The organism is Pseudomonas caspiana, from assembly GCF_002158995.1.
Lineage (GTDB): Bacteria > Pseudomonadota > Gammaproteobacteria > Pseudomonadales > Pseudomonadaceae > Aquipseudomonas > Aquipseudomonas caspiana.
Genome location: NZ_LOHF01000040.1, coordinates 1 through 22,792, shown reverse-complemented (window position 1 = coordinate 22,792; position 22,792 = coordinate 1). Strand labels below are relative to the sequence as shown.

Here is a 22,792-nt window from a genome sequence, read left to right as displayed (position 1 = left end):
TTTTCACAGGCCGGTTCGAAGATTACTCTTCGATGTTGCCCATGGCGGTGGTGTTGAAACCGCCGTCTACGTACATGATTTCGCCGCTGATGCCGGACGCCAGGTCCGAGCACAGGAACGCGCCAGCGTTACCGACTTCATCGATGGTCACGTTACGACGCAGCGGGGTCTGCGCTTCGTTCGCGGCCAGCATCTTACGGAAGTTCTTGATACCCGAAGCTGCCAGGGTACGGATCGGACCGGCCGATACCGCGTTGACGCGAGTGCCTTCCGGACCCAGGCTGCCTGCCAGATAACGTACACCGGCTTCCAGGCTGGCCTTGGCCATGCCCATCACGTTGTAGTTCGGCATGGTGCGCTCGGCACCCAGGTACGACAGGGTCAGCAGGCTGCCATTGCGGCCTTTCATCATTTCGCGACCGGCTTTGGCCAGCGCCACGAAGCTGTAGGCGCTGATGTCGTGAGCGATGCGGAAACCTTCGCGCGTCGTGGCGTCGGTGAAGTCGCCATCCAGCTGGTCGCCTGGAGCAAAGCCTACGGAGTGAACGATAACGTCCAGGCCGTCCCATTTCTTGCTCAGGTCTTCAAAGACCTTGGCGATTTCTTCGTCACTGGCTACGTCACAAGGGAAGCACAGCTCAGGGCCCGAACCCCAGCCAGCGGCGAATTCTTCGACGCGACCTTTGAGTTTGTCGTTCTGGTAGGTGAAGGCAAGCTCTGCACCCTCGCGATGCATGGCGGCAGCGATGCCGGATGCGATGGACAGTTTGCTAGCGACACCGACGATCAGGACGCGCTTACCGGCGAGAAAACCCATGTGTTGTTCCTCTTCAGGTTAATCGACAGCTACTGGTGCCAAAAAGGCGGCTTCCAGCAACTGCTGTGTATAAGAATGTTGCGGTGCGGCAAAGATTTCTTGCGCGTCACCCTGTTCGACCACTTGACCCTGCTTGACCACCATCAATTGGTGGCTGAGGGCTTTGACGACAGCCAGGTCATGGCTGATAAACAAATACGTCAGGTTGTACTTGGTCTGCAGTGAGCGCAGCAGCTCGACTACCTGACGCTGCACTGTCCGGTCGAGCGCCGAAGTGGGCTCGTCCAGCAGAATCAGCGCCGGTTTCAAGACCAGTGCCCGGGCAATGGCGATCCTCTGCCGTTGCCCTCCGGAGAACTCGTGAGGGTAGCGGTGCCGGGTTTCCGGATCCAGTCCTACCTCTCTGAGTGCTTCGATAATTGCAGTTTCCTGTTCGGCCGCTGTGCCCATGCGATGGATACGCAGGCCTTCGCCAACGATTTCACCCACCGACATTCGCGGGCTCAGACTGCCGAACGGGTCCTGAAAAACCACCTGCATCTGTCGACGCAACGGACGAATCTGTTGCTGCGACAGGCAGTCTAGCGTTTCACCCTGGAATCGGATGACTCCCTGGCTACCGATCAGACGAAGAATCGCCAGGCCCAACGTCGATTTGCCCGAGCCGCTTTCACCGACAATCCCCAGCGTTTGCCCTTTGGGCAGACTGAAGTGGATGCCGTCCACAGCCTTGACGTGATCGACGGTCCGCTTGAACAGGCCTTTCTTGATCGGAAACCAGACCCGCAAATCCTCAACTTCCAGCAGCGGTGCACCCGCCGGATTGGCCGCCGGGCCGCCGCTAGGCTCTGCGCTGAGCAGAATTTTGGTGTACGGATGCTGGGGCGAACGAAACAATTCGTCACAGGACGCTTGTTCGACGATGCAACCGCGCTGCATGACACATACGCGGTTGGCTATTTGCTTCACAACGTTCAAGTCATGGCTGATCAGCAGCAAGGCCATGCCCAGACGCGCCTGCAATTCCTTGAGTAGTTCGAGGATTTTCAGCTGTACCGTGACGTCCAGCGCCGTGGTCGGCTCGTCGGCAATCAGCAGCTCCGGCTCGTTGGCCAAGGCCATGGCGATCATCACCCGTTGCCGTTGGCCGCCCGATAATTCATGGGGCAGGGCTTTCAGGCGTTTCACCGGTTCCGGGATGCCTACCAGTTCCAGCAACTCAAGGGTGCGGCGGGTCGCGTCCTTGCCGGTCAGGCCTTTGTGCAGTCCGAGAACTTCATTGATTTGCTTCTCGATCGACTGCAACGGGTTGAGCGAGGTCATCGGTTCCTGGAAGATCATCGCGATGCGATTACCGCGAATCTTGCGCAGTTTTTTCTCATCCAGGGTCAACAGGTCCTGACCGGCATAGCGAATGCTGCCGCTTGGGTGGCGAGCCAACGGGTAGGGCAGCAGGCGCAGGATCGAGTGTGCGGTGACCGATTTACCCGAGCCGCTTTCGCCCACGAGTGCCAGGGTTTCGCCCCGGCGGATATCAAAATTGATGCCTTCGACCACGCGCTGACAGCCTTCGCCGGACACGAACTCGACGGCCAGATCGCGGATCTCGATCAGATTGTCATTGTTCATTTCATTTCCTTGGGTCGAAAGCATCGCGTGCGGATTCGCCGATGAACACCAGCAGACTCAGCATCAGGGCCAGCACGGCGAAGGCGCTGATGCCCAGCCATGGAGCTTGCAGGTTGGATTTACCCTGGGCAACCAGCTCGCCCAGTGACGGCGACCCTGCTGGCAAGCCGAAGCCGAGGAAGTCCAGCGCCGTCAGTGTGCCGATGGCGCCGGTGAGGATAAACGGCATAAAGGTCATGGTCGAGACCATGGCGTTGGGCAGAATGTGGCGGAACATGATCGCGCCGTTCTCCATGCCCAGCGCCCGGGCGGCGCGCACGTATTCCAGATTGCGTCCGCGCAGGAACTCGGCGCGTACCACGTCTACCAGGCTCATCCAGGAAAACAGCAGCATGATGCCTAGCAACCACCAGAAGTTGGGCTGCACGAAGCTGGCAAGAATGATCAGCAGGTAAAGGACCGGCAATCCTGACCAGACTTCCAGGAAGCGCTGCCCGACCAGATCCACCCAGCCGCCGTAGAAACCCTGCAATGCACCGGCGATAACGCCGATGATTGAGCTGAGCACGGTCAACGTCAGGGCAAACAGCACCGAAATCCGGAAGCCGTAGATCACTCGCGCGAGTACGTCACGGCCCTGATCATCCGTACCGAGCAGGTTTTCCGATGAGGGCGGGGCAGGGGCAGGTACTTTCAGGTCGTAGTTGATGCTCTGGTAGCTGAACGGGATCGGGGCCCATAAGGTCCAGCCGTCTTTGGCTGCCAGCAGCTCTTTGATGTAGGGGCTTTTGTAATTGGCTTCCAGCGGAAATTCGCCACCAAAAGTGGTTTCCGGATAGCGCTCCAGCACCGGGAAGTACCACGCGCCGTCATACCGTATGGCCAGTGGTTTGTCGTTGGCGATCAGTTCCGCGCCCAGGCTCAGGACGAAGAGGATCAGGAACAGCCACAGCGACCACCAGCCGCGTTTGTTGGCCTTGAAACGCTCGAAGCGTCGACGGTTCAGAGGAGACAACTTCATATCAATGTTTCCTGCTTTCGAAGTCGATGCGCGGGTCCACCAGGGTGTAGGTGATGTCCCCGATCAGTTTCACCACCAGCCCCAGCAGGGTGAAGATAAACAGCGTGCCAAACACCACGGGATAGTCGCGGTTGATGGCGGCTTCGAAACTCATCAGGCCCAGGCCGTCGAGGGAGAAAATCACTTCCACCAGCAGCGAGCCGGTGAAGAAGATGCCGATGAACGCCGACGGAAAACCTGCAATCACCAGCAGCATTGCATTGCGGAACACATGGCCGTAAAGCACGCGATTGTTGCTCAGGCCTTTGGCTTTGGCGGTGGTCACGTACTGCTTGCCGATTTCATCGAGGAAGCTGTTTTTGGTCAGCAGGGTCATGGTTGCAAAGTTACCGATCACCAGAGCCGTGATGGGCAGCGCCAGGTGCCAGAAGTAATCGAGAATCTTGCCGCCCGTGCTTAACTCGTCGAAGTTGTTCGAGGTCAGGCCGCGTAGTGGGAACCAGTCGAAGTAACTGCCCCCGGCGAAGACCACAATCAGCAGGATGGCGAACAGGAACGCCGGAATCGCGTAGCCGACGATGATCGCCGAGCTGGTCCAGACGTCGAAGTGACTGCCGTGCCGGGTCGCTTTGGCGATCCCCAGCGGGATCGACACCAGGTACATGATCAGCGTGCTCCACAGCCCCAGAGAGATGGATACCGGCATCTTCTCGATGATCAGGTCGACCACCTTGGCATCACGGAAGAAGCTGTCGCCGAAGTCCAGGTGAGCGTAATTCTTGATCATGATCCAGAGACGTTCCGGCGCCGATTTATCGAAGCCGTACATCTTCTCGATTTCTTTCACCAGCGCCGGGTCCAGCCCCTGCGCGCCGCGATAGTTGGAGCCCGCCACCGAGACTTCGGAGCCACCGCCAGCGATACGGCTGGTGGCACCCTCGAAGCCTTCGAGCTTGGCGATCATTTGTTCCACCGGCCCGCCGGGCGCGGCTTGAATGATTACAAAGTTGATCAGCAGGATGCCGAACAGGGTCGGGATGATCAGCAGCAGCCGCCGCAGGATGTAGGCCAGCATCTCAGCGCTCCTCCTTCTCGGTATCTACTGACGGGCCGGGCTGCGGCGGAGCAGGCTGTACGTCAGGTTTCGCCCACCACGTGTTCAGGCCAATGTCCGACAATGCCTTGGCTTTCGGGTGTGCCAGATGGTTCCAGTAGACGACCCTCCAGCTCTTGATGTGCCAGTTAGGCACCATGTAGAAACCCCACAGCAACACGCGGTCCAGCGCCCGGGTATGGGCGACCAGGCTTTCCCGTGAGTCTGCGTTGATCAGGCCATCGACCAGTGCGTCCACTGCCGGGTCTTTGAGGCCCATGAAGTTGCGGCTGCCGGTACGGTCAGCGCTGACCGAGTGGAAAAACTCACGCTGCTCGTTACCTGGCGACGAAGATTGCGGAAAACTGCTGACAATCATGTCGAAGTCCCGGGAACGCAGGCGGTTCATGTACTCGGCAACATCCACACGACGGATTGTCAGTTCGATGCCCAGGTCTTTGAGGTTGCGTTTGTAAGGCAGCATGACCCGCTCGAAGGCGGTCTGTGCCATAAGGAATTCCAGTTTGACCGGGTTGCCCTGAGCATCGGTCATCTGGTCGTCCTTGATGCGCCAGCCAGCCTCTTGCAGCAACTGATACGCACGGCGCATCTGCGGCCGGATCATGCCACTGCCGTCGGTGGTCGGCAGTACAAATTCTTCAGTGAACACCCGGTCAGGAATCTTGCCGCGCAATGGCTCAAGAAGCTTCAGCTCGGCAGCAGAAGGCAGGCCGCTTGAGGCCATCTCCGAATTGTCGAAATAGCTTTTGGTGCGCGTATAGGAGCCGCTGAACAATTGCTTGTTGGTCCATTCGAAATCGAACAGCAGGGTCAATGCTTCACGCACTTTCGGGTCTTGGAACACCGGACGGCGCAGGTTCATGACGAACCCCTGCATGCCCTGCGGGTTGCCATTGGGAAACTCTTCCTTGATTAGCCGACCGTCGCGCACTGCCGGGATGTCGTAGGCAGCAGCCCAGTTCTTGGCCGTGTTCTCTTCGCGGTAGTCGTACTGTCCGGCTTTAAGCGCTTGCAGAGCCACGTCGCTGTCGCGGTAGTAGTCGTAATTCATCACGTCGAAGTTGTACTGGCCGCGATTGACCGGCAGGTCTTTGGCCCAATAATCCTTGACCCGTTCGTAGCGAACCGAGCGACCGGCCTTGACCTCTGCGACCTTGTACGGACCGCTGCCCAACGGAAATTCGAGGTTGCCTTTGGTGAATTCGCGGGTCGCCCAGAAGTGTTTCGGCAATACCGGCAACTGACCGATGATCAACGGCAATTCGCGGCTGTCGCTGTTCTTGAACTTGAACAGGACCCGCAGCGGATCCTCGACGACCACCTTGTCTACTCCGGCGTAGTACGCCCGGTACATCGGCGAGCCGTCCTTGATCAGGGTATTAAAGGAAAACTCGACGTCTTCGGCGCGGATCGGGTGGCCGTCATGGAAGCGCGCTTCAGGCCGCAAATAGAAGCGTACCCAGGTGTTATCCGCGGCTTTCTCGATTTTGCTGGCGATCAGTCCGTACTCGGTGAGTGGCTCATCGAGGCTGGAGCGGGCCAGCGTGTCGTAGATCATGCCAATGTCTTCGGCGGGCGTGCCCTTGTTGATAAACGGGTTGAGGCTGTCGAAACCGCCGAAGCCCGCCTGGCGCAGGGTGCCGCCTTTAGGGGCGTCCGGATTCACATAGTCGAAATGCTTGAAGTTGGCAGGGTACTTCGGTGCTTCGTCATAAAGCGTCAGGGCATGCTGAGGCGCAGCCTGGACGGTGCAGGCAAGGCCGACCAGCAGCAGGCCGCCAGCCCGAGAGAGCAGGGAACGCAACGGGTTCATTGGGACTTCTCCAGAGGCTTTAACCACCACGCACGCAAACCCAGGGTGTAGGGCGGGGTGGTGACCATGGCGAACCGGTTGCGGTACGCCAGGCGATGATTATTCAGATACCAGTTGGGGATCATGTAGTGCTGCGACAGCAGCACGCGATCCAGCGCGCGGGCGGCGGCCACTTGCGTGTCCCGTGTCTGCGCGGCGAGTAATTGATTGAGCAGGCCGTCGACCACCGGATTGGCGACACCCGCGTAATTCTTGCTGCCCTTGATCGCGGCCTGGCTGGAATGGAAGTACTGCCACTGCTCCAGACCGGGGCTGAGGGTCTGCGCCATGGTCATGCTGATCATGTCGAAATCGAACTGGTCCAGCCGCTGCTTGTACTGGGCGCGGTCTACCGTGCGCAAGCGGGCGTCGATGCCGATCCGGCGCAGGTCTTCAATAAAAGGCTGTTGAATGCGCTCAAGGCTCGGGTTGACCAGCAGGATCTCAAAACGCAGTTGCTGGTCTTTGGCGTTCACCAGGCCGTGGTCCGACAGCTTCCAGCCCGCCTCGCCGAACAATTTCAGGGCTTTACGCAGGGTTTCCCGGGGGATGCCGCCGCCGTCGGTCTTCGACACGGTAAAAGGCTGCGTGAACAGGCTTGCTGGCAATTGCTCGCGATAAGCCGACAGCAGCAGCCATTCGGCACCGGTGGGCAGGCCGGTCGCGGAAAATTCGCTGTTGGGGTAGTAACTCGTGGTACGCGAATAGGCGTCGCTGAACAGGGTGCGATTGGTCCATTCGAAGTTGAACATCATCCCCAGCGCTTCGCGCACGCGGACGTCGGCGAACATGGCGCGCCGGGTATTCATGAACAGACCCTGAGTCTGGGTCGGAATCTTGTGCTCGATCTGAGCCTTGATCACCTGGCCGTTGGCAATGGCCGGAAAGTTGTAACCCGTGGACCAGTTCTTGGCCTGGTGCTCGATGTAAATATCGAACTCGCCGGCTTTGAACGCTTCGAAGGCCACGTCGCTATCGCGGTAGAACTCCACTTCAACCCGGTCGAAGTTGTACTTGCCACGATTGACCGGTAGATCCTTGCCCCAGTAATCCCTGACTCGCTCGAAGATCAATTGGCGGCCGGGCTGGACCTTGGTAATACGATACGGCCCGCTGCCCAGCGGTGGCTCAAAGGTGGTGGCCTTGAAGTCACGGTCCTTCCAGTAGTGTTGCGGCAGCACGGGTAATTCGCCCAGACGCAGGATCAACAGTGGATTACCCGTGCGTTTGAAGACGAAGCGAATACGCTGACGATTAAGGATGTCGACCCGCTGCACTTCCTGCAGGGCAGTGCGGTACTGCGGATGGCCGTCCTTGAGCAGGGTACGGTAGGAAAACGCTACATCGTAGGCAGTAATCGGCTTGCCGTCGTGAAAGCGGGCCTGAGGGCGAATATTGAACACCACCCAGCTGCGGTCTTCGCTGAACTCGACACTCTGCGCGATCAGGCCATAGCTCGACGTTGGCTCGTCACCGGACGGATCGTATTGACCCGTACCCACCATCAACGGCTCATTCAGCTCGTTGACGCCGTACTGCAGGAAATTGCCGGTGGAAATCGGGCTGCTGCCCTTGAAGGTGTAAGGGTTGAGCGTGTCGAACGTGCCGAAAGCCATCATTCGCAAGGTGCCACCTTTCGGCGCCTCGGGGTTTACCCAGTCGAAATGCGTGAAGCTGGCCGGATACTTGAGGACACCAAACTGCGCGTAGCCATGGCTCTCGCTGATGGCTGCGTAGACGGGAAAGCTCAAGGCCAGGCTGATGAGTAGCAGGAAGGGACGTATCACGATCCAGACGGCTTGGGCTTTTGGGTCGTCAACAGTAACAGCTTGTATCGACAGGAAAAAGGGTTCAGCGCAGGCAGCTGCCTTGCAGGAGACCGCACGGTGATGCTTACAGTGCGCTGTCATGCGGCAAACGCGTTCCCTGTAGGAGTGAACTTGTTCGCGAGCCGCCTGACTTGGTGTGTCAGGCAAACACCTCGCCAACAAGTTAGCGCCTACAAGGCCCGTGTTCTCTGCGTGAAGGGATGCATCAATGCGGCAGATAAACAGTCAGGGTCTGGCCCGGCTTGAGTGCTGAACCGCTGCGCGGGTTCCAGCGTTTGAGATGCTGCATTTCAACGTTGAAGCGCTTGGCGACCAAATACATCGAGTCACCTTTCTGGATCTTGTACTGCATGGACTTCTTGTCAGCCGGGGCTGCGCTTGCGGTCGCAGTGGTTTTGGCTTTCGGGGTGTTGTCTTCCATCACCAGCGTCTGACCGACCTTCAGGTTCTGTCCGGAAAGCTTGTTCCAGCGCTGCAGATCCTTGACGTCGACTTTGTTGGCCTTGGCGATGATTGACAGGTTTTCACCGCTCTTGACGGTGTAATTTCTGCTGCGTGCAGGTTTTTCGTTACGCGCCAGTTCTTCGAACACCGGTTTTGAAGGTGTCATGCCCGGCTGAGTCGGAATACTCAGCGACTGACTCACACGCAGGCTGTTGCCGGACAGCTTGTTGCTGCTTTTCAGCGAACTGACCGAAACCTGATAGCGGCTGGCCAGGCTGGCAAGTGTGTCGCCTTTGCGAACCCGATACTGCTGCCAGTCAACCAGTTCCTGAGGCTTCATGTTCGACAGATTGGCAGTCAGCAACTGCTTCTTGGCCGTCGGCACCAACAGGTGCTTGGGGCCATCGATAGTCATGTGCTTCTTGAATGCCGGGTTGAGCTGGATCAGTTCGTCTTCGTCGATGTTACCCATCGCGGCGACTCTGGACAGGTCCATGCGCTGGTTCAGTTCGACGACTTCGAAATAGGGTTCGTTGGCAATCGGGTTAAGGTTGACGCCGTAGGCTTCGGGCGCAAGTACCACTTGGGACAGGGCCAGCAGCTTGGGTACGTAGTCCTTGGTTTCCTGCGGCAGGGGCAGGTTCCAGTAATCGGTTGGCAGGCCAAGCTTTTCGTTACGCTCGATGGCCCGGCTGACCGTGCCCTCGCCAGCGTTATAAGCAGCCAGCGCCAGCAGCCAGTCGCCATTGAACATGTCGTGCAGACGCGTCAGGTAGTCCATGGCTGCAACGGTGGAAGCCTGGATGTCACGGCGGCCATCGTAGAAGCTGGTCTGGCGCAGGTTGAAGTAGCGTCCGGTCGACGGGATGAACTGCCACAGGCCGACGGCTTTGCTGCGCGACACGGCCATTGGGTTGTAGGCGCTCTCGATAACGGGCAGCAGCGCCAGTTCCAGCGGCATGTTGCGCTCTTCAAGACGCTCGACGATGTAGTGCATATAAAGGCTGCCGCGCTCGCCGGCGTTTTCCAGGAACGACGGATTGTTGGCAAACCAGAGGCGTTGCTGATCGATGCGTGGGTTCAGGTCGTTGCCTTGTTGCAACTGAAAGCCCTGACGCATCCGCTCCCAGACATCTTGCGGTGGCGCAAGCGGGGCAGGTTTATGGGTAAGAAAGATCGGTTTTTGCTTGATGCCCGCGGCCAGATTGGGCGCGCGGTGGCTACTGCTGGGTTCGACGTGGCTAGTGGTCTGGCAGCCGGCAAGCGTGGCGCTCACGGCTACGGCAATAGCCTGAGCTAACCGAGTCAATGCGTCTGAATTAGTGGTTCTGCGTATAGATGACGACATTGGCTGGGAGATAGTTCCAGGCGAAAATGTCGGGCGATTCTAGAAACCCCCCTGCCAATGGTCAACCTTTCAACGATTTTGTGCTCAGTATTGCGCTTTTTAGAACGTATCCTTCCAAGCTCTCAAGGCAGCAAAAATCTCGCTCGGAGACTGATTATCGGTGCCGCTCCGTTCGTCTGCTTTTTGTTTAACAGATGTTTCATTGGTGCGAATGAATGGGTTTGTGAGACGTTCCAGCGCGAGATTTGACGGGAGGCTGATACGGTTTTCGTTGCGCCACCCGGTCACTTCGGCCAAACGCTCTGCGATGTCCGCGTTGTGTGGCTCGACGGCTTGGGCGAAGCGCAGATTGCTGAGCGTGTATTCGTGAGCGCAGTACACCAGCGTGTCATCTGGAAGTTCGGTCAAGCGGCTCAGCGATTGGTGCATTTGTACCGGTGTGCCTTCGAACAGACGCCCGCAACCTGCGGCGAAGAGTGTGTCGCCACAGAACAGCAACGGCTTTTCCGAGCCTGCATGGTAAAAAGCGATATGGCCCAGGGTGTGGCCCGGAACGAGGATGACATCGAAATCGAGTCCCAGGACGTTGATCCGGTCGTTATCGGCGAGGCTGATGTCCCGCGACGGAATGTTTTCCGTTGCCGGACCCGCTACCTGGGCGCCCGTACGCTGCTTGAGTTGCGCAACACCGCCCACATGGTCGTGATGATGATGGGTGATCAGGATGTCGCTGAGGGTCCAGTCCGGATGTTGTTCCAGCCAATTGATGACGGGGGCAGCGTCTCCGGGATCAACCACGGCACAGCGTTTGCTCGAAGGATCTTGTAACAACCAGATGTAGTTGTCGTTAAAAGCCGGCAGGGCATCAATCTGTATCATGGCGCAGTTCGCTTAGCGGGAAACAATGAGGCATCTTAGAGTCTGATGACGCTTGATGCGAGGATCACACATGACCGATGAAGCATTCGCACAGGCTGATCCTGAATGGCTGGCGCTGATCAGTTCAGCACGCGACTGGCTGTCAGGCCCTTTAGGCCAGCTTTTATTGCAGGAAGAACGACGGGTTCTGGAAGAAGAGCTCGGGCGCTTTTTCGGTGGTTATCTGGTGCATTACGGCCCTTCAGCCGAAACGCCGCCCGCAGCGCAGCAAGTCCAGCGCAATGTGCGCCTGGGTGCGCCGCTGCCTGGTGTCGAGATTGTCTGTGAAGAGCAGGCATGGCCGCTCAGCGAGCATGCGGCGGACGTTGTGGTGATGCAGCACGGTCTGGATTTCTGCCTGTCACCTCACGGCTTGCTGCGCGAGGCAGCCAGCAGCGTGAGGCCCGGCGGGCATTTGTTGATTGTCGGTATCAACCCTTGGAGCACGTGGGGCCTGCGGCATTTTTTTGCCAAGGATGCGCTGCACAAAGCGCGCTGTATTTCCCCGTCAAGGGTCGCCGACTGGCTGAATCTGCTGGGCTTCGCACTGGAGAAGCGGCGCTTCGGATGCTATCGTCCGCCGCTTGCTTCAGCGAGCTGGCAAGCTCGCCTGTCAGGCCTTGAACGTCTCGGCGATGGCTGGCAAAGCCCGGGCGGCGGCTTCTATTTATTAGTCGCACGCAAGCTAGTGGTAGGATTGCGGCCTTTGCGGGAGTTGCGCCGCGAACCAATGGGCAAGCTGATTCCACTCCCCATGGCCAAGGTCAATCGAGACACTTGCGAGCCTGAATAGCGCTCAAGCCAACTAATTCTGGATGTTTGTAATGAGCGATACCGTTGAACTGTTCACCGATGGCGCCTGTAAAGGCAACCCCGGGCCTGGCGGCTGGGGCGCGTTGCTGGTCTGTAAGGGTGTTGAAAAGGAACTGTGGGGCGGCGAAGCCAATACCACCAATAATCGTATGGAGCTGTTGGGCGCCATTCGTGGCCTTGAAGAGCTCAAGCGCCCCTGTGAAGTTCTGCTGGTCACCGACTCGCAATATGTGATGAAAGGCATCACCGAGTGGATGGTTAACTGGAAGAAGCGCGGCTGGAAGACGGCCGCCAAAGAGCCGGTAAAAAATGCCGATCTCTGGAAGCTGCTGGACGAACAAGTTAATCGTCACACCGTGACCTGGAAATGGGTCCGTGGTCATATCGGGCACCCGGGGAACGAGCGGGCCGACCAGTTGGCCAATCGTGGTGTTGACGAAGTAAGAGGCATCAAACATGCGTAGCGTAGTACTCGATACCGAAACGACCGGTATGCCGGTCACCGATGGCCACCGCGTCATCGAGATTGGTTGTGTCGAACTGATAGGCCGCCGCCTGACCGGGCGGCATTTTCACGTGTACCTGCAACCCGATCGGGAAAGTGACGAGGGCGCTATCGGCGTCCACGGCATCACTAACGAATTTCTGGTCGGCAAGCCGCGTTTTGCTGAAGTCGCCGATGAGTTCTTCGAGTTCATCAAGGGCGCACAGCTGATCATCCATAACGCGGCGTTCGACGTTGGCTTCATCAACAACGAATTCGCCCTGATCGGCCAGCAGGAGAGGGCTGATATCACTCAGCACTGCACCGTGCTCGATACCTTGATGATGGCGCGTGAGCGGCATCCGGGTCAGCGCAACAGCCTGGACGCCTTGTGCAAACGTTATGGCGTCGACAACTCTGGCCGTGAATTGCACGGCGCATTGCTCGACTCCGAGATTCTCGCTGACGTTTACCTGACCATGACTGGCGGCCAGACCAGCCTGTCCCTGGCAGGCAATGCCAGTGACGGCAATGGTTCGGGGGAAGGCTCGGGTAATACAGCGACCGAGATTCGTCGCTTGCCAGCCGACCGCCAGCCCTGCCGCGTCATCCGTGCCAGTGAAAGTGATCTGGCTGAACACGATGTTCGCATGGCGGCGATTGCCAAGGCTGCTGGTGCCCCCGCGTTATGGGTGCAGTTGCAGGAAGCAGCAGCCGCTGCGCAGCAGGCATAATCAAAGCTAGACCGATTCACTGGTAACTGAATGGACTCACGACTTTGGCCAATCCGGCACTGAGCATTCGCATTGCTGACGAGTGCTTCGAGGACTACATCCTCAACAGCGAATTCACATTCACCGTCAGCGGCTATGCGGCGGTGGAAGTGGGCAAGCCTGTAGCGTGCTGGCATGTCGAACCGGTCGAACCCTACAGCAAGAACTACGGTATCGACTCTCAGGAGTTCTGCGACTATCGGGACGCTGCCGACAGCACCGTGATGGTCGCCTGGCTGGACGAGCGTCCTGTCGGGCACATGGTCCTGAGTCGGCACTGGAATGGTTTTGCGCACGTCGACGAGTTGGCAGTCGATGTATCGGCGCGCCGTAGCGGCGTTGCCCGATCGTTGCTGGATGTCGCGCAGTTCTGGACGCACAAGCACAACCTGCCTGGAATCATGCTGGAAACCCAGAACAATAACCTGGCTGCCTGCCGCTTATATGAGCAGTATGGATTTGTTGTTGGTGGGGTGGATCACTTGCGTTATCGCGCCATCGATCCGCAGACACGTGAGTGCGCGATCTTTTGGTATCTGCTATTCACCTGACCAACACTTAAGTTGAGCAACGCTGCATCACTCCCGTAGGACCGACTCCAGGCGGGAGGGCGAGAGTCGCCCGAAAAACGCCTTGGGTGTAAACGCCGCTCCTACAGGCGTATCTGCAGGGCTGCTATCAGGACGTACGCGTCATGGTAATGCCTGACTGGACCAACTGAAACTCATCCCCGCCCAGATGATTGACCCTATCGCCAATCGCCAGCTTGTAGATTGAAACAGGCTCCGTGCCACTCGCTTCAGACAGTTGCTCCTGGAACTCATGCACCGAATAAACACGGCCTTCGGCGTCGCGTGCATGAAATTGTCCAACCTTGATTGAAGCCATTTGCTTTGTAACCTCTGAAGATAACCGCATGTTTACTCTTGCATGCTAACACTGCGCATCAGGAGTCAGGGTCCGATCCGGCAACACTCGGACAGACGTGACTCGCAGCGAGCAATCAAGCGAAGTAGACCGCCGTTTTTACGGGTAGTTTGCCCGCGATTAAAAAATAGTCGGCGCAGGGTTTTTAGACGGTTTGTGCTGTTTAGTACCTGATCGCTGCAATCCAATCTGCACCTGGGCAGCGACTTGATCTATAACTAATGGCTCTTTTCATTCGTCGAAGGAAATTTCCATGAGTCAGGTTTATTCGATCGCCGTGGTCGTCGGCAGTCTGCGTGCTGATTCCATCAATCGTAAGATCGCGCTGGCGCTCGCCACACTGGCTCCGGCCAATTTGCAGTTGAAGATCGTCGAAATTGGCGACTTGCCGCTCTATAACGAAGACATCGACACCGCCACATCAAGCCCTGAAAGCTATACAGCATTTCGTCAGCAAATCAGCGCAGCCGACGGCGTTTTGTTTGTCACGCCGGAATACAACCGGTCCGTTCCAGGCGCCTTGAAGAATGCGATTGACGTCGGCTCCCGCCCGTATGGCAAAAGTGCCTGGAGCGGCAAGCCTGGTGCAGTGATCAGCGCCTCACCTGGCGCGATCGGCGGGTTTGGCGCCAATCATCATCTGCGCCAATCGTTGGTGTTTCTCAATGTGCCGTGCCTGCAGCAGCCTGAGGCCTATCTGGGCAACGCGGGTACTTTCTTCGATGCAGCGGGAACCTTGTCCGAACAGACAAAGCCCTTCCTGCAAACCTTCATCAATGCTTATGCGGCTTGGGTTGAGCAAAACCATAAAGCCTGATTTGGCTGATTTGGCAATGCGCTGCTTTATGTACCGTCTGCAATGATTTAGCCCCCGATAAGCTCCTCTGCTCTTACAGCCCATCGCCCGACCGGCGGTGGGTTTTCATTGCAAAAGGAACTTGTCATGTCACTTACAGATTCGCCCTGGTTTTACTCCGACTCACTCAGCTCACGATTCTCCCGGGATATCGACGATGCGCTTCTGGCCGAGCGCATCACTGATGAGCAAGCCGTGTGGTTGCGGTTGCTCATTGATGAGGACGATAACGTCACGCTGCCGCGAGTTGATCGGCTTTCCCGTGGTGACGGCGGGCTGATGCATGCTGAGCTGGCGGGGGCGCTGCTGATCAGCGACTCGCAAAGCCTCAAGCCTGAGGTTTACCTTTGTACCCCCCTTGACGGTATTGAGCGATTCGCCAGTCGTCAGGCGCTGGTGACGGCGCTGACAACACGGTTCGGTCTGCAAAGCGGCGATCCGGAAAGGTTTGAATGTGAACTGATTGAAAGCAAGCTGTTCGAGCAGCGCATGTTTTCGATCATTGACCAGCAAGCCCGACAACTCCAGCGACTTAACGGCCACTTGCAGCGTTTGCCCTCCTTGCATAAAGCCATCGGGCATAACCTGCAGCAAGAGATTGATGCGCGTTTTCCGGGGACTGCAATCAATGTGTTCACCCATATTGCCCAGATTAACAAGGCTGATAACCCCACACTGAGTGGTCCCACTTTGGGGACGCAGACGCTGGTCGATGTAGCAACCAGAGCGTGGTGTGGTGTGCCGTTGGCCGCCGGCATACGGCACCAGTGGCTGGACAGCGAAGGTCGCGAACAGACGGGGGACCAGGCCAGATCCTGGCAACAAGCGGTCACCAGTAGCGGCTCGTTGATCAGCGTCTATGAAAGCTTGCTGGATGATTACTGGCGCACCTCTACAGAGGATGGCGTGAGTCTTCAGGATCTGACCGGTCAGGCTTTTGTCGGGTGTTTTCGTCAGCACCTGCTGAGCAGCCGACAACACGACACCGTTACGGCCGCGGAATATGCGTTGCTTAAATCGCTGTGTCAGGCCAGGGGGGCCGTATCAGACGAAGTCGAAATGTCGCGGGTTTCCATTGCGATAAGCAAGCAGGCTCCGCTCAAGCTGGCGGGTGTTGTTCTGATCGGGTTCACCTCAAAGCAATTGCCGGACCTGTTTTTATACAGCGCAAAGCAGGGGCTGCGACGCTTTAACGGAGTGGGCGCAGTTGCGGCGTATTTTGCCGGGATCGAAGGTCGAGCCGAGATATTAGCCTATACGTCGCTCGATGACTCGCTGTTGGTGCGAGCTCAGGGCGCGTTGCATTTGCGTCTGGACCCGGTGACTAAAACACCGTTCATCAAACTCGCCGATTCGGTCATTGCGCTGCAAAAACGTAATCTCGCCAGCACCCTCAAGGTTCGTTTCAATTCATTGGCTCACGCGTCAGTAGACGTTGAAGCTGCCCTGGACATCCGCTGTCTGATTGATCCCCGCCTTTGTGTCACGGGCGATACCGATCGTTGGGGCGAAGAGATGGCCAGGTCCGAGCAGCGTTGGTCAAGTTTCAATGCGCCGTCCAGAGTTGCAGCTCTGGCTACCCACATCCCGGATACCCGCAATGCTGCGACTCTGCTATGGGCTACGTATCTGCGTGATGCGCGTATACGGGTCGACAGTATTTTCGATGCCCATCCCACTGCAGCAGATTGCGCTCGCAGGCTATTGAATCGATATTTTTCTGTGTTGCAGGATGGCACTTTCGACGCTCAGCGGATGTGGTATCGCGAGGACGATGACAGCGTTGTCAGTATGTCGGTGCTGCTCATGGAGCGAGTCACTGGCCATCGTGAGGCTGGGATTCTGCAGGATTGTCATGTTTACTTCGATCCGCCTGATTCAGAGTATTCCATTCATCTGTCGTGGCTGACGCCCGAATTGCTCAATCATGTGATGGAGCGTGCGCAAGAGGAGTTCGCCAGCGAGTATTCACGCCAGATCAGAGGCTTTCATGGATCGCACCTGCGGGTCTGTGGTTCTAGTGTCATTCCCGCAAACGCCTCGCGCCTGATCCGGGAAGGGCTGCTCAGACTCGCCTTGAGCATGCACCGACACGCCAGTGAGGTGAGCAAGTCCGGGCTGGACATGCTTGAGCAGGTTCTTGATCGACCAGCGTTTAATCTGCGTGAGCACTTTGGGTTCCAGGCCGTCGAAGTTTTCGTCCCTGTCCTGATTTACGACAGTAGCCAGCCGCCGATACGGCTTACCAATGTCTTTGTCCTCCAGCAACCGTTGAGTGGCGGGGCAAAGCCGCTGTTGTGTTCGGCAGTACTTGGGCTCCGGGAGTGCGACAGCGTCCGCGTGCTTCAGCTTGATCTCAATGCAAGGCTGGTCCACCCCGAATCCCGGGATAACTGGTTGAATCTGATTTCCGAACCTGATCTACAAAAAATCCAGAGCTTCTTTAAACAAGGTGCTACGCCGAACATCACGGTCAATCTGGCCCGCGTCGAAGGTGACTTCATCCAGCGTCTTGTCGATGACGAGCTGGATAGGCAATGCTTTGGTATCGAAGCTGCTTATCAAACCGCTATTGAATGGAAAGCAGATGCGGGACTGCTGAAAAAAATGCTGACGCCGATGGAGTCTGACGACCATTCGCGTACCGTCATTGATATGTTGTCTGGCCGGCTTGAATACTCATTGATGGCCGGGCGTTTGCCGGCCTGGCTGAAAAAGGCTTCCAAGCGTGAATTGTTAGTGTTCAGAGCGCTGACAATGCGCTTCTGGCAAATGTATACCTCCAAACAACGAATCGCTTCGCTCTCCACGCTGGATGAGTACGCCGTCGCGCATTTGCGCCTGCGTTTAAAAAAGGATTATCCGTCCGATTCACTTGATCCCGACAGGATACTGATCACTCTCACGCACTACACCGTAGCCCCCGTAGGGGCGGGCCAGGTACCGTCATCAATTCCTGCGGCGACCAGCACTCTGAGCGAGTCCTTGTCTGATTTTGCGATCAATCGCTTTTCGAATTTCCAGAGTGCTTCGCTCAGTGTTTCTACCAAAGACACGACGCCATTACCGGCCTCGCTGGATGCTGTGTATGTACGCAATCTGGCGCGCACGCTGGATGTCGGTGCCGGGTATCAGGCCTATCTGGCAGATAAGTTCAAGGAAACTGCGCCGGACTATTCAGAGCGGCTTAATCAATTTACCGAGCAAGCGCCCTGCGCGCTGCTTCTTACCGCTTTCCAGATGATGCTCCAGAAGACACTGACCAGTGCGGGGTATGGCTTGATCGAGAATATGGTCAGCATGCCTGATGGTTTCGCACGGCTACCGGTTGGCGGGCGGGCTATCATCTTCAGCCCTTTGCAACTGATAGCCGCTCCTGGCTACGCTGCAGATGTTGCAGCCGGAATCTACCTGATCGGCCCTGAAACCCAGAGTGAGGGCCCCTGGATTCTGCATGCGATTGCCAGCTCCGACTTCATCTTCAAGGAATATCCCACTCAGGACGATTTACTGCTCGACCTGCAGACTTCCACCAAGCTGCAAGAGCTGGTGCTTGAGCGCCTGGACCCGACAGCTCGTTTTGTCTACGAACGAGGCGGTTTCCTGCAGCCTCACTTGTCTTGGGCAACAGGAGGGATCAGCGATCTGGGTGACGCGCACCCGGCGCCGGTGCAACTGAGCGTGGTGCCCGCCCAGGAAAACTTTTTGTTATGCCTGTTTCGTTCTGCCCAACAGCTGATGATGCTCATGGCCAAAAAAAGCAGTGTCACTACTGCCGAGGCTGACCGCGCAGAGTCCCGCTACCTGATGTTGCTAGGGGCTGAGCAGTCCCTGACGTTTTTTCCCGGGAGGGTTGGCGGTCTGGTCGGGTTATGGCAGGCGCAGGACTTGTTCAATGCATCGCTGGACTCGGTAAAGGAAGATCAGTGGGGCAAGGCGGTTGCCGAATTCGCAGCAGCTTTACTGGTATTTATTACTTCTGGCCAGCAATTGGGTGGCGAGGATGCGCCTCTCGCGGAGAGTGACAGTGATACCGATGAGTTGGCTGAGTCACGCTGGTACGACGAACAAATACAGTTGGACCTCGATGAGAATCTGCGGCAGTTCGAGGTTCATAATGTTTCTTTGAGTCAGCTGGAAAAAAATGACTCGCTGAATATTTTCAAAGATCCGGTCACGCTCAAGCAATACGCTGCCGTAGCCGGGAAGGTCTATCAGGTACGAAACGGTGTTAAAGGCTGGTGCGTGATTGAAGGAGAGGAGGATGGTCCTCTTATCAAGCTCGGTACTGACCGTCGGTGGGCGTTCGATATCAGTCTGGGTGCGAGGCGTAATGGCGGCGCGTTGACTCGGTTCAAGATCGAGTTGACTGATGTCAATGTCGATGAAGTGTTCGTTGTGGACGCGCGTGGTATCGATGAGGTTCAGCGTCTGTATCCGCTGAAGGCAACGCAGATCGTCGAAGCTCATCGACAGGCAAGGGTTTATCTAGCCAACGCCATCAATAACTTGACGGTGCGTTCTGGACGACGTGTTCTCGATCCTCGTGCCGTGCAAATACTCAAGGACTTCTTTGGTGTAGATACGCTTAGTAACCGGCTGGTTATCCCGGTCAAGCAGGCATTTATTGATATCTATCGTGCTCTATTGGACCCTACGCTGTCACCGCACTCTTCGCGACGTTATGTGATAGGTACCAACAGGCTCGATTCCCGGAACACCACGGCCTTCACTTACACCAATGATCCACTGAGAAGAATATTTTTCAGTGATCGGTTTTTCTGTTCTCCGTTCGTCCGGCTCAAACCTGCGCAATCGCGTCAGGGGGGCTTTAATGTGGGGGCTCACTTTCGGGCAGTCGCCCTTATTCATGAGTTGTCGCATATCGCGGGTAATACCGAGGATATCGTTTATGTTGATTCGGAACAGCCGTTCCTCGATCTGCTTGAAGACACCGGCGAATATCGTGCACGCCTGAAAAGGGAGCAGGCACAACATCAGGTCAGGCTGTCCCATCTGAGCCCTCGTGAAGAGTTGTTCCGAGTCGAGGAGGATGGTGTGTGGCGGGACTTGAGAACGATTGATGGTGGGGCCAAAAGCAAGGTGCTGAAGCTGACAGGTGCCTCCACCATAGACGCCGCGCGCGACGTCTTTCTGGATAACCCGCAAAGGCGCGCGGAAGTCATCCTCAGCAACGCCGACTCCGTAGCGCTGTTGGTAACGCTGTTAGGGCGTGAGCGCTTCTGAGCAGATCACATGACAGGATGGTTGCCGCGCCTTTATTGGTGCGATGTCCCGGACCGGCTTCAGGTGGGAGGAGGGTGCCTATCGAGCGTCTTCACCGCTAAAACGAAACGCTGTCGGCCTGTCACACGTCGATGAACTGGCCCCGGGTTTCCAGCTTTTAGGGGCAGTTCATCTGCGTGGGCGCCGTTTAAATCAGGTAATGCTTTAATTCCCTGGCAATCAACAGGCGCTGTATTTCGCTGGAGCCTTCATAGATCTGGGTAATACGCGCATCCCGGTAATAGCGCTCGACGGGGTAGTCTTCCAGATAGCCATACCCGCCATGAATCTGGATCGCTTTGGAGCAGACCGACTCGGCCATCTCTGAAGCGAACAGTTTGGCCTGCGATGCTTCTGACAAACAGGGCTGTCCGGCACTGCGTAATCGCGCGGCATGCAGGATCAGCAAGCGTGTAGCGTTGATGCGGGTGTGCATGTCGGCGAGCAGGTTGGAAATGCTCTGATGCTCAATGATGGGCTTGTCGAACTGCACCCGTTCCCGAGCGTAAATCAATGCGGCTTCAAACGCGGCGCGGGCGATGCCCAGTGCTTGGGCGGCAATGCCGATGCGTCCACCTTCGAGGTTCGAGAGGGCGATGGCCAGGCCCTTGCCGCGCTCGCCAAGCAAGTTGGCTGCAGGGATGCGGCAATTGTTCAGGGTCACGGCGCAGGTGTCCGATGCGCGAATACCCATCTTGTGCTCCGAGCGGTCTACTACGTAGCCAGGGTTGTCGGTGGGTACCAGAAACGCTGACAGGCCTTTCTTGCCTAACTGCGGGTCGGTGACGGCAAATACAATCGCCAGTTGGGCGCGTTTGCCATTACTGACAAATTGTTTGGCGCCGTTTATGACCCATTCATCGCCCTGCAATTCAGCGCGGGTGCGCAGGTTGTGGGCTTCGGAGCCCGCATGAGGTTCGGTCAGGCAGAAACAGCCAATGGCGCGCCCGCTGGCAAGTTCAGCCAGCCACGTCTGTTTTTGCTCCTGGCTGCCGTAATTCAGAACCGGCCCGCAACCCACTGAGCTGTGCACACTCATCAGGGTACCGGTGGCGGCATCGGCAGCAGAAATTTCCTCGACGGCCAGCGCGTAGGCGACGTAATCGATGTAGGTGCCGCCCCATTCCTCGGGCACGATCATGCCCAGCAAACCGAGGTCACCCATCTTGGCGACCAGCGTGTCATCAATCCAGCCGGCTTTTTCCCAGGCCTGCGCATGGGGCGCGATTTCGTTGCGGGCGAAGTCCCGTGCCATGTCGCGGATCATCACTTGCTCTTCGGTGAGTTCAATATCGTGCATGACTCAATCTCCATGGCCGCTGAAAAAACTCTGCACATGCTCAGCGCTTAGCGCCTGAACAGTGGGCGGGTTCCATTGTGGCTTCTTGTCTTTATCGATAATCAGCGCTCGCACGCCCTCAACGAGGTCGCCACGTTCAAACCATTGCTGGTCCAGATGCAGCTCCAGCGCGAAGCAGTCTTCCAGCGTGAGATGACGCCCGCGCCGCAGCATCTCGAGGGTTACCCCCATGGCCAGCGGTGAGCGTGTCTCCAGCAGCGCGGCGGTGTCCAGGGCCCAGGTGTGGGTGTCCAGAACGGCGACTTCACGCAGTTGTTCGATGATGCTGATGATGTCCGGTTGAGCAAAGTAATGGTCGATGGCGGGGCGCAGCTTTTCCAGTGACGGGTCCGGCAGTCGCTGGCTGGCGACCTTTGCCAAAGCCCCTTGCAGGTCCTTGAGCGGTTGTTTGCGCCATTGCAGGCGATCGAGTTTGCGGTCCAGCTCCGCCAGTGCATCGCTGTGCAGGTACCAGTCCGCCAGACCGCAATACAGCGCGTCTGCCGCGCCGATCTGGGTGCCTGTGACGCCCAGATAAATGCCCAGTTCGCCGGGGATTCTCGGCAGGAAGTAACTGCCGCCTACATCCGGAAAGTACCCGATGGCCACCTCCGGCATGCCTAAACGGCTGCGTTCTGTGACTACTCGCAGGTCTGCACCTTGCACCAGCCCCATGCCGCCACCCAGGACGTATCCGTCCATGAGGGCGACAACCGGTTTGCGGTAACGGTGGATGGTCAGGTCCAGTGCATATTCTTCGGCGAAGAAGGTTTGATGCATCGTCTCGCGATTTTTAAAACTGTCGTAAAGCGAGCGAATGTCGCCGCCAGCACAAAATGCCTTTTCCCCGGCACCCCGCAGGACTACGGCATACACCGAGTCGTCGCTGGCCCACGCGTCGAGTTGCGTCTGGAGGGTGCGCACCATGTTCAGGTCAATGGCATTCAGATCCGCAGGGCGATTGAGGGTCAGGTGACCGATGTGATTGCGCACTTCGGCCAGAATGCTGTTATCGGTAAGTGGCTGAGGGGCAGGTAAAGCAGATGCGGTCATTACAAACTCCCTGTTCGTTTTTATTTTGGGTGGTGCGAGAGATGACTATCCCGATGCTAACAGTGCAAATTTGCAAAAGACAACCGGTAAAGCTGCACAGTCCCAGGGCGTTATTGCAGGGTGCGGTTGATCATTGCATTGATATTCACACATTCATTTCTGTGTACATATCCGTTATCGCGGTTAATGCATCTATTGGTTGCGCCCTTACGGCGCGTCACTTTTGAGGCCCAAAAGTAACCAAAAGGCTCTTGCCCCACCACTGGGTGCCTCGCTGTGGCTCGGCATG

The 22,792-nt window shown here is 57.2% G+C and carries 17 protein-coding genes; 6 read left to right on the top strand and 11 right to left on the bottom strand.

The window, feature by feature from the left end; all coding sequences use genetic code 11:
* Positions 1-22: 22 nt before the first annotated feature.
* The 8 genes from fabI to gloB all read right to left on the bottom strand — a co-directional run bounded on the left by fabI (position 23) and on the right by gloB (position 10,933).
* Positions 23-817: an enoyl-ACP reductase FabI gene (gene fabI, locus AUC60_RS26675; protein WP_087274483.1), complete on the bottom strand. Its 795-nt coding sequence runs from the start codon at positions 815-817 to the stop codon at positions 23-25.
* An 18-nt stretch (positions 818-835) separates the two neighbouring features.
* Positions 836-2,446, bottom strand: coding sequence for an ABC transporter ATP-binding protein (locus tag AUC60_RS26670; protein WP_087274481.1), 1,611 nt, complete (start codon positions 2,444-2,446; stop codon positions 836-838).
* 1 nt (position 2,447) lies between these two features.
* A complete protein-coding gene (locus AUC60_RS26665) occupies positions 2,448-3,467 on the bottom strand; it encodes an ABC transporter permease (RefSeq protein ID WP_087274479.1) in 1,020 nt (339 codons plus the stop codon).
* Position 3,468: 1 nt separating this feature from the next.
* Positions 3,469-4,542 (bottom strand): microcin C ABC transporter permease YejB, encoded by a 1,074-nt coding sequence (locus AUC60_RS26660; RefSeq protein WP_087274477.1) that lies wholly within the window; start codon positions 4,540-4,542, stop codon positions 3,469-3,471.
* Position 4,543: 1 nt separating this feature from the next.
* Positions 4,544-6,394, bottom strand: coding sequence for an extracellular solute-binding protein (locus AUC60_RS26655; RefSeq protein WP_087274475.1), 1,851 nt, complete (start codon positions 6,392-6,394; stop codon positions 4,544-4,546).
* Positions 6,391-8,220 carry an extracellular solute-binding protein gene (locus AUC60_RS26650; RefSeq protein WP_087274494.1) on the bottom strand — a complete coding sequence of 610 codons (1,830 nt, stop codon included), beginning with the start codon at positions 8,218-8,220 and terminating at the stop codon, positions 6,391-6,393. Before AUC60_RS26650 ends, AUC60_RS26655 begins: the two co-directional genes overlap by 4 nt.
* A gap of 247 nt (positions 8,221-8,467) precedes the next feature.
* Positions 8,468-10,054, bottom strand: a complete 1,587-nt coding sequence (locus tag AUC60_RS26645) for a lytic transglycosylase domain-containing protein (protein ID WP_087274473.1) — start codon at positions 10,052-10,054, stop codon at positions 8,468-8,470.
* Between the two features lie 99 nt (positions 10,055-10,153).
* On the bottom strand, positions 10,154-10,933 hold the full coding sequence (gene gloB / locus AUC60_RS26640; protein WP_087274471.1) for a hydroxyacylglutathione hydrolase: 780 nt from the start codon (positions 10,931-10,933) through the stop codon (positions 10,154-10,156).
* A 70-nt stretch (positions 10,934-11,003) separates the two neighbouring features.
* On the opposite strand from gloB, the gene AUC60_RS26635 reads away from it, so the two are divergent.
* Genes AUC60_RS26635 through AUC60_RS26620 form a run of 4 tightly spaced genes read left to right on the top strand, consistent with a single transcriptional unit; the run spans position 11,004 to position 13,593 of the window.
* On the top strand, positions 11,004-11,765 hold the full coding sequence (locus tag AUC60_RS26635) for a class I SAM-dependent methyltransferase (RefSeq protein ID WP_087274469.1): 762 nt from the start codon (positions 11,004-11,006) through the stop codon (positions 11,763-11,765).
* A gap of 31 nt (positions 11,766-11,796) precedes the next feature.
* A complete protein-coding gene (gene rnhA, locus AUC60_RS26630; RefSeq protein ID WP_087274467.1) occupies positions 11,797-12,249 on the top strand; it encodes a ribonuclease HI in 453 nt (150 codons plus the stop codon).
* On the top strand, positions 12,242-13,003 hold the full coding sequence (gene dnaQ, locus AUC60_RS26625) for a DNA polymerase III subunit epsilon (RefSeq protein ID WP_087274465.1): 762 nt from the start codon (positions 12,242-12,244) through the stop codon (positions 13,001-13,003). The genes rnhA and dnaQ overlap by 8 nt, the downstream gene beginning before the upstream one ends.
* Before the next feature lie 44 nt (positions 13,004-13,047).
* Complete coding sequence (locus AUC60_RS26620) at positions 13,048-13,593, top strand: GNAT family N-acetyltransferase (protein WP_087274464.1); 546 nt, start codon at positions 13,048-13,050, stop codon at positions 13,591-13,593.
* A 127-nt stretch (positions 13,594-13,720) separates the two neighbouring features.
* Here the strand turns inward: AUC60_RS26620 and AUC60_RS26615 are convergent, their stop codons facing one another.
* Positions 13,721-13,930, bottom strand: coding sequence for a hypothetical protein (locus AUC60_RS26615; RefSeq protein WP_087274462.1), 210 nt, complete (start codon positions 13,928-13,930; stop codon positions 13,721-13,723).
* A 292-nt stretch (positions 13,931-14,222) separates the two neighbouring features.
* Here AUC60_RS26615 and AUC60_RS26610 point away from each other — a divergent pair, with 292 nt between their 5' ends.
* Both AUC60_RS26610 and AUC60_RS26605 read left to right on the top strand, forming a co-directional pair.
* Positions 14,223-14,786 carry an NADPH-dependent FMN reductase gene (locus AUC60_RS26610; protein WP_087274460.1) on the top strand — a complete coding sequence of 188 codons (564 nt, stop codon included), beginning with the start codon at positions 14,223-14,225 and terminating at the stop codon, positions 14,784-14,786.
* A gap of 126 nt (positions 14,787-14,912) precedes the next feature.
* A complete protein-coding gene (locus AUC60_RS26605; protein ID WP_087274458.1) occupies positions 14,913-20,072 on the top strand; it encodes a dermonecrotic toxin domain-containing protein in 5,160 nt (1,719 codons plus the stop codon).
* Between the two features lie 187 nt (positions 20,073-20,259).
* Here AUC60_RS26605 and AUC60_RS26600 read toward each other — a convergent pair whose 3' ends face one another.
* Both AUC60_RS26600 and AUC60_RS26595 read right to left on the bottom strand, forming a co-directional pair.
* Positions 20,260-21,411, bottom strand: coding sequence for an acyl-CoA dehydrogenase family protein (locus AUC60_RS26600; protein WP_087274456.1), 1,152 nt, complete (start codon positions 21,409-21,411; stop codon positions 20,260-20,262).
* A gap of 3 nt (positions 21,412-21,414) precedes the next feature.
* The gene (locus AUC60_RS26595; RefSeq protein ID WP_087274454.1) at positions 21,415-22,503 is read right to left on the bottom strand and encodes an enoyl-CoA hydratase/isomerase family protein; all 1,089 of its coding nucleotides are present in this window, start codon (positions 22,501-22,503) and stop codon (positions 21,415-21,417) included.
* Positions 22,504-22,792 lie beyond the last annotated feature (289 nt).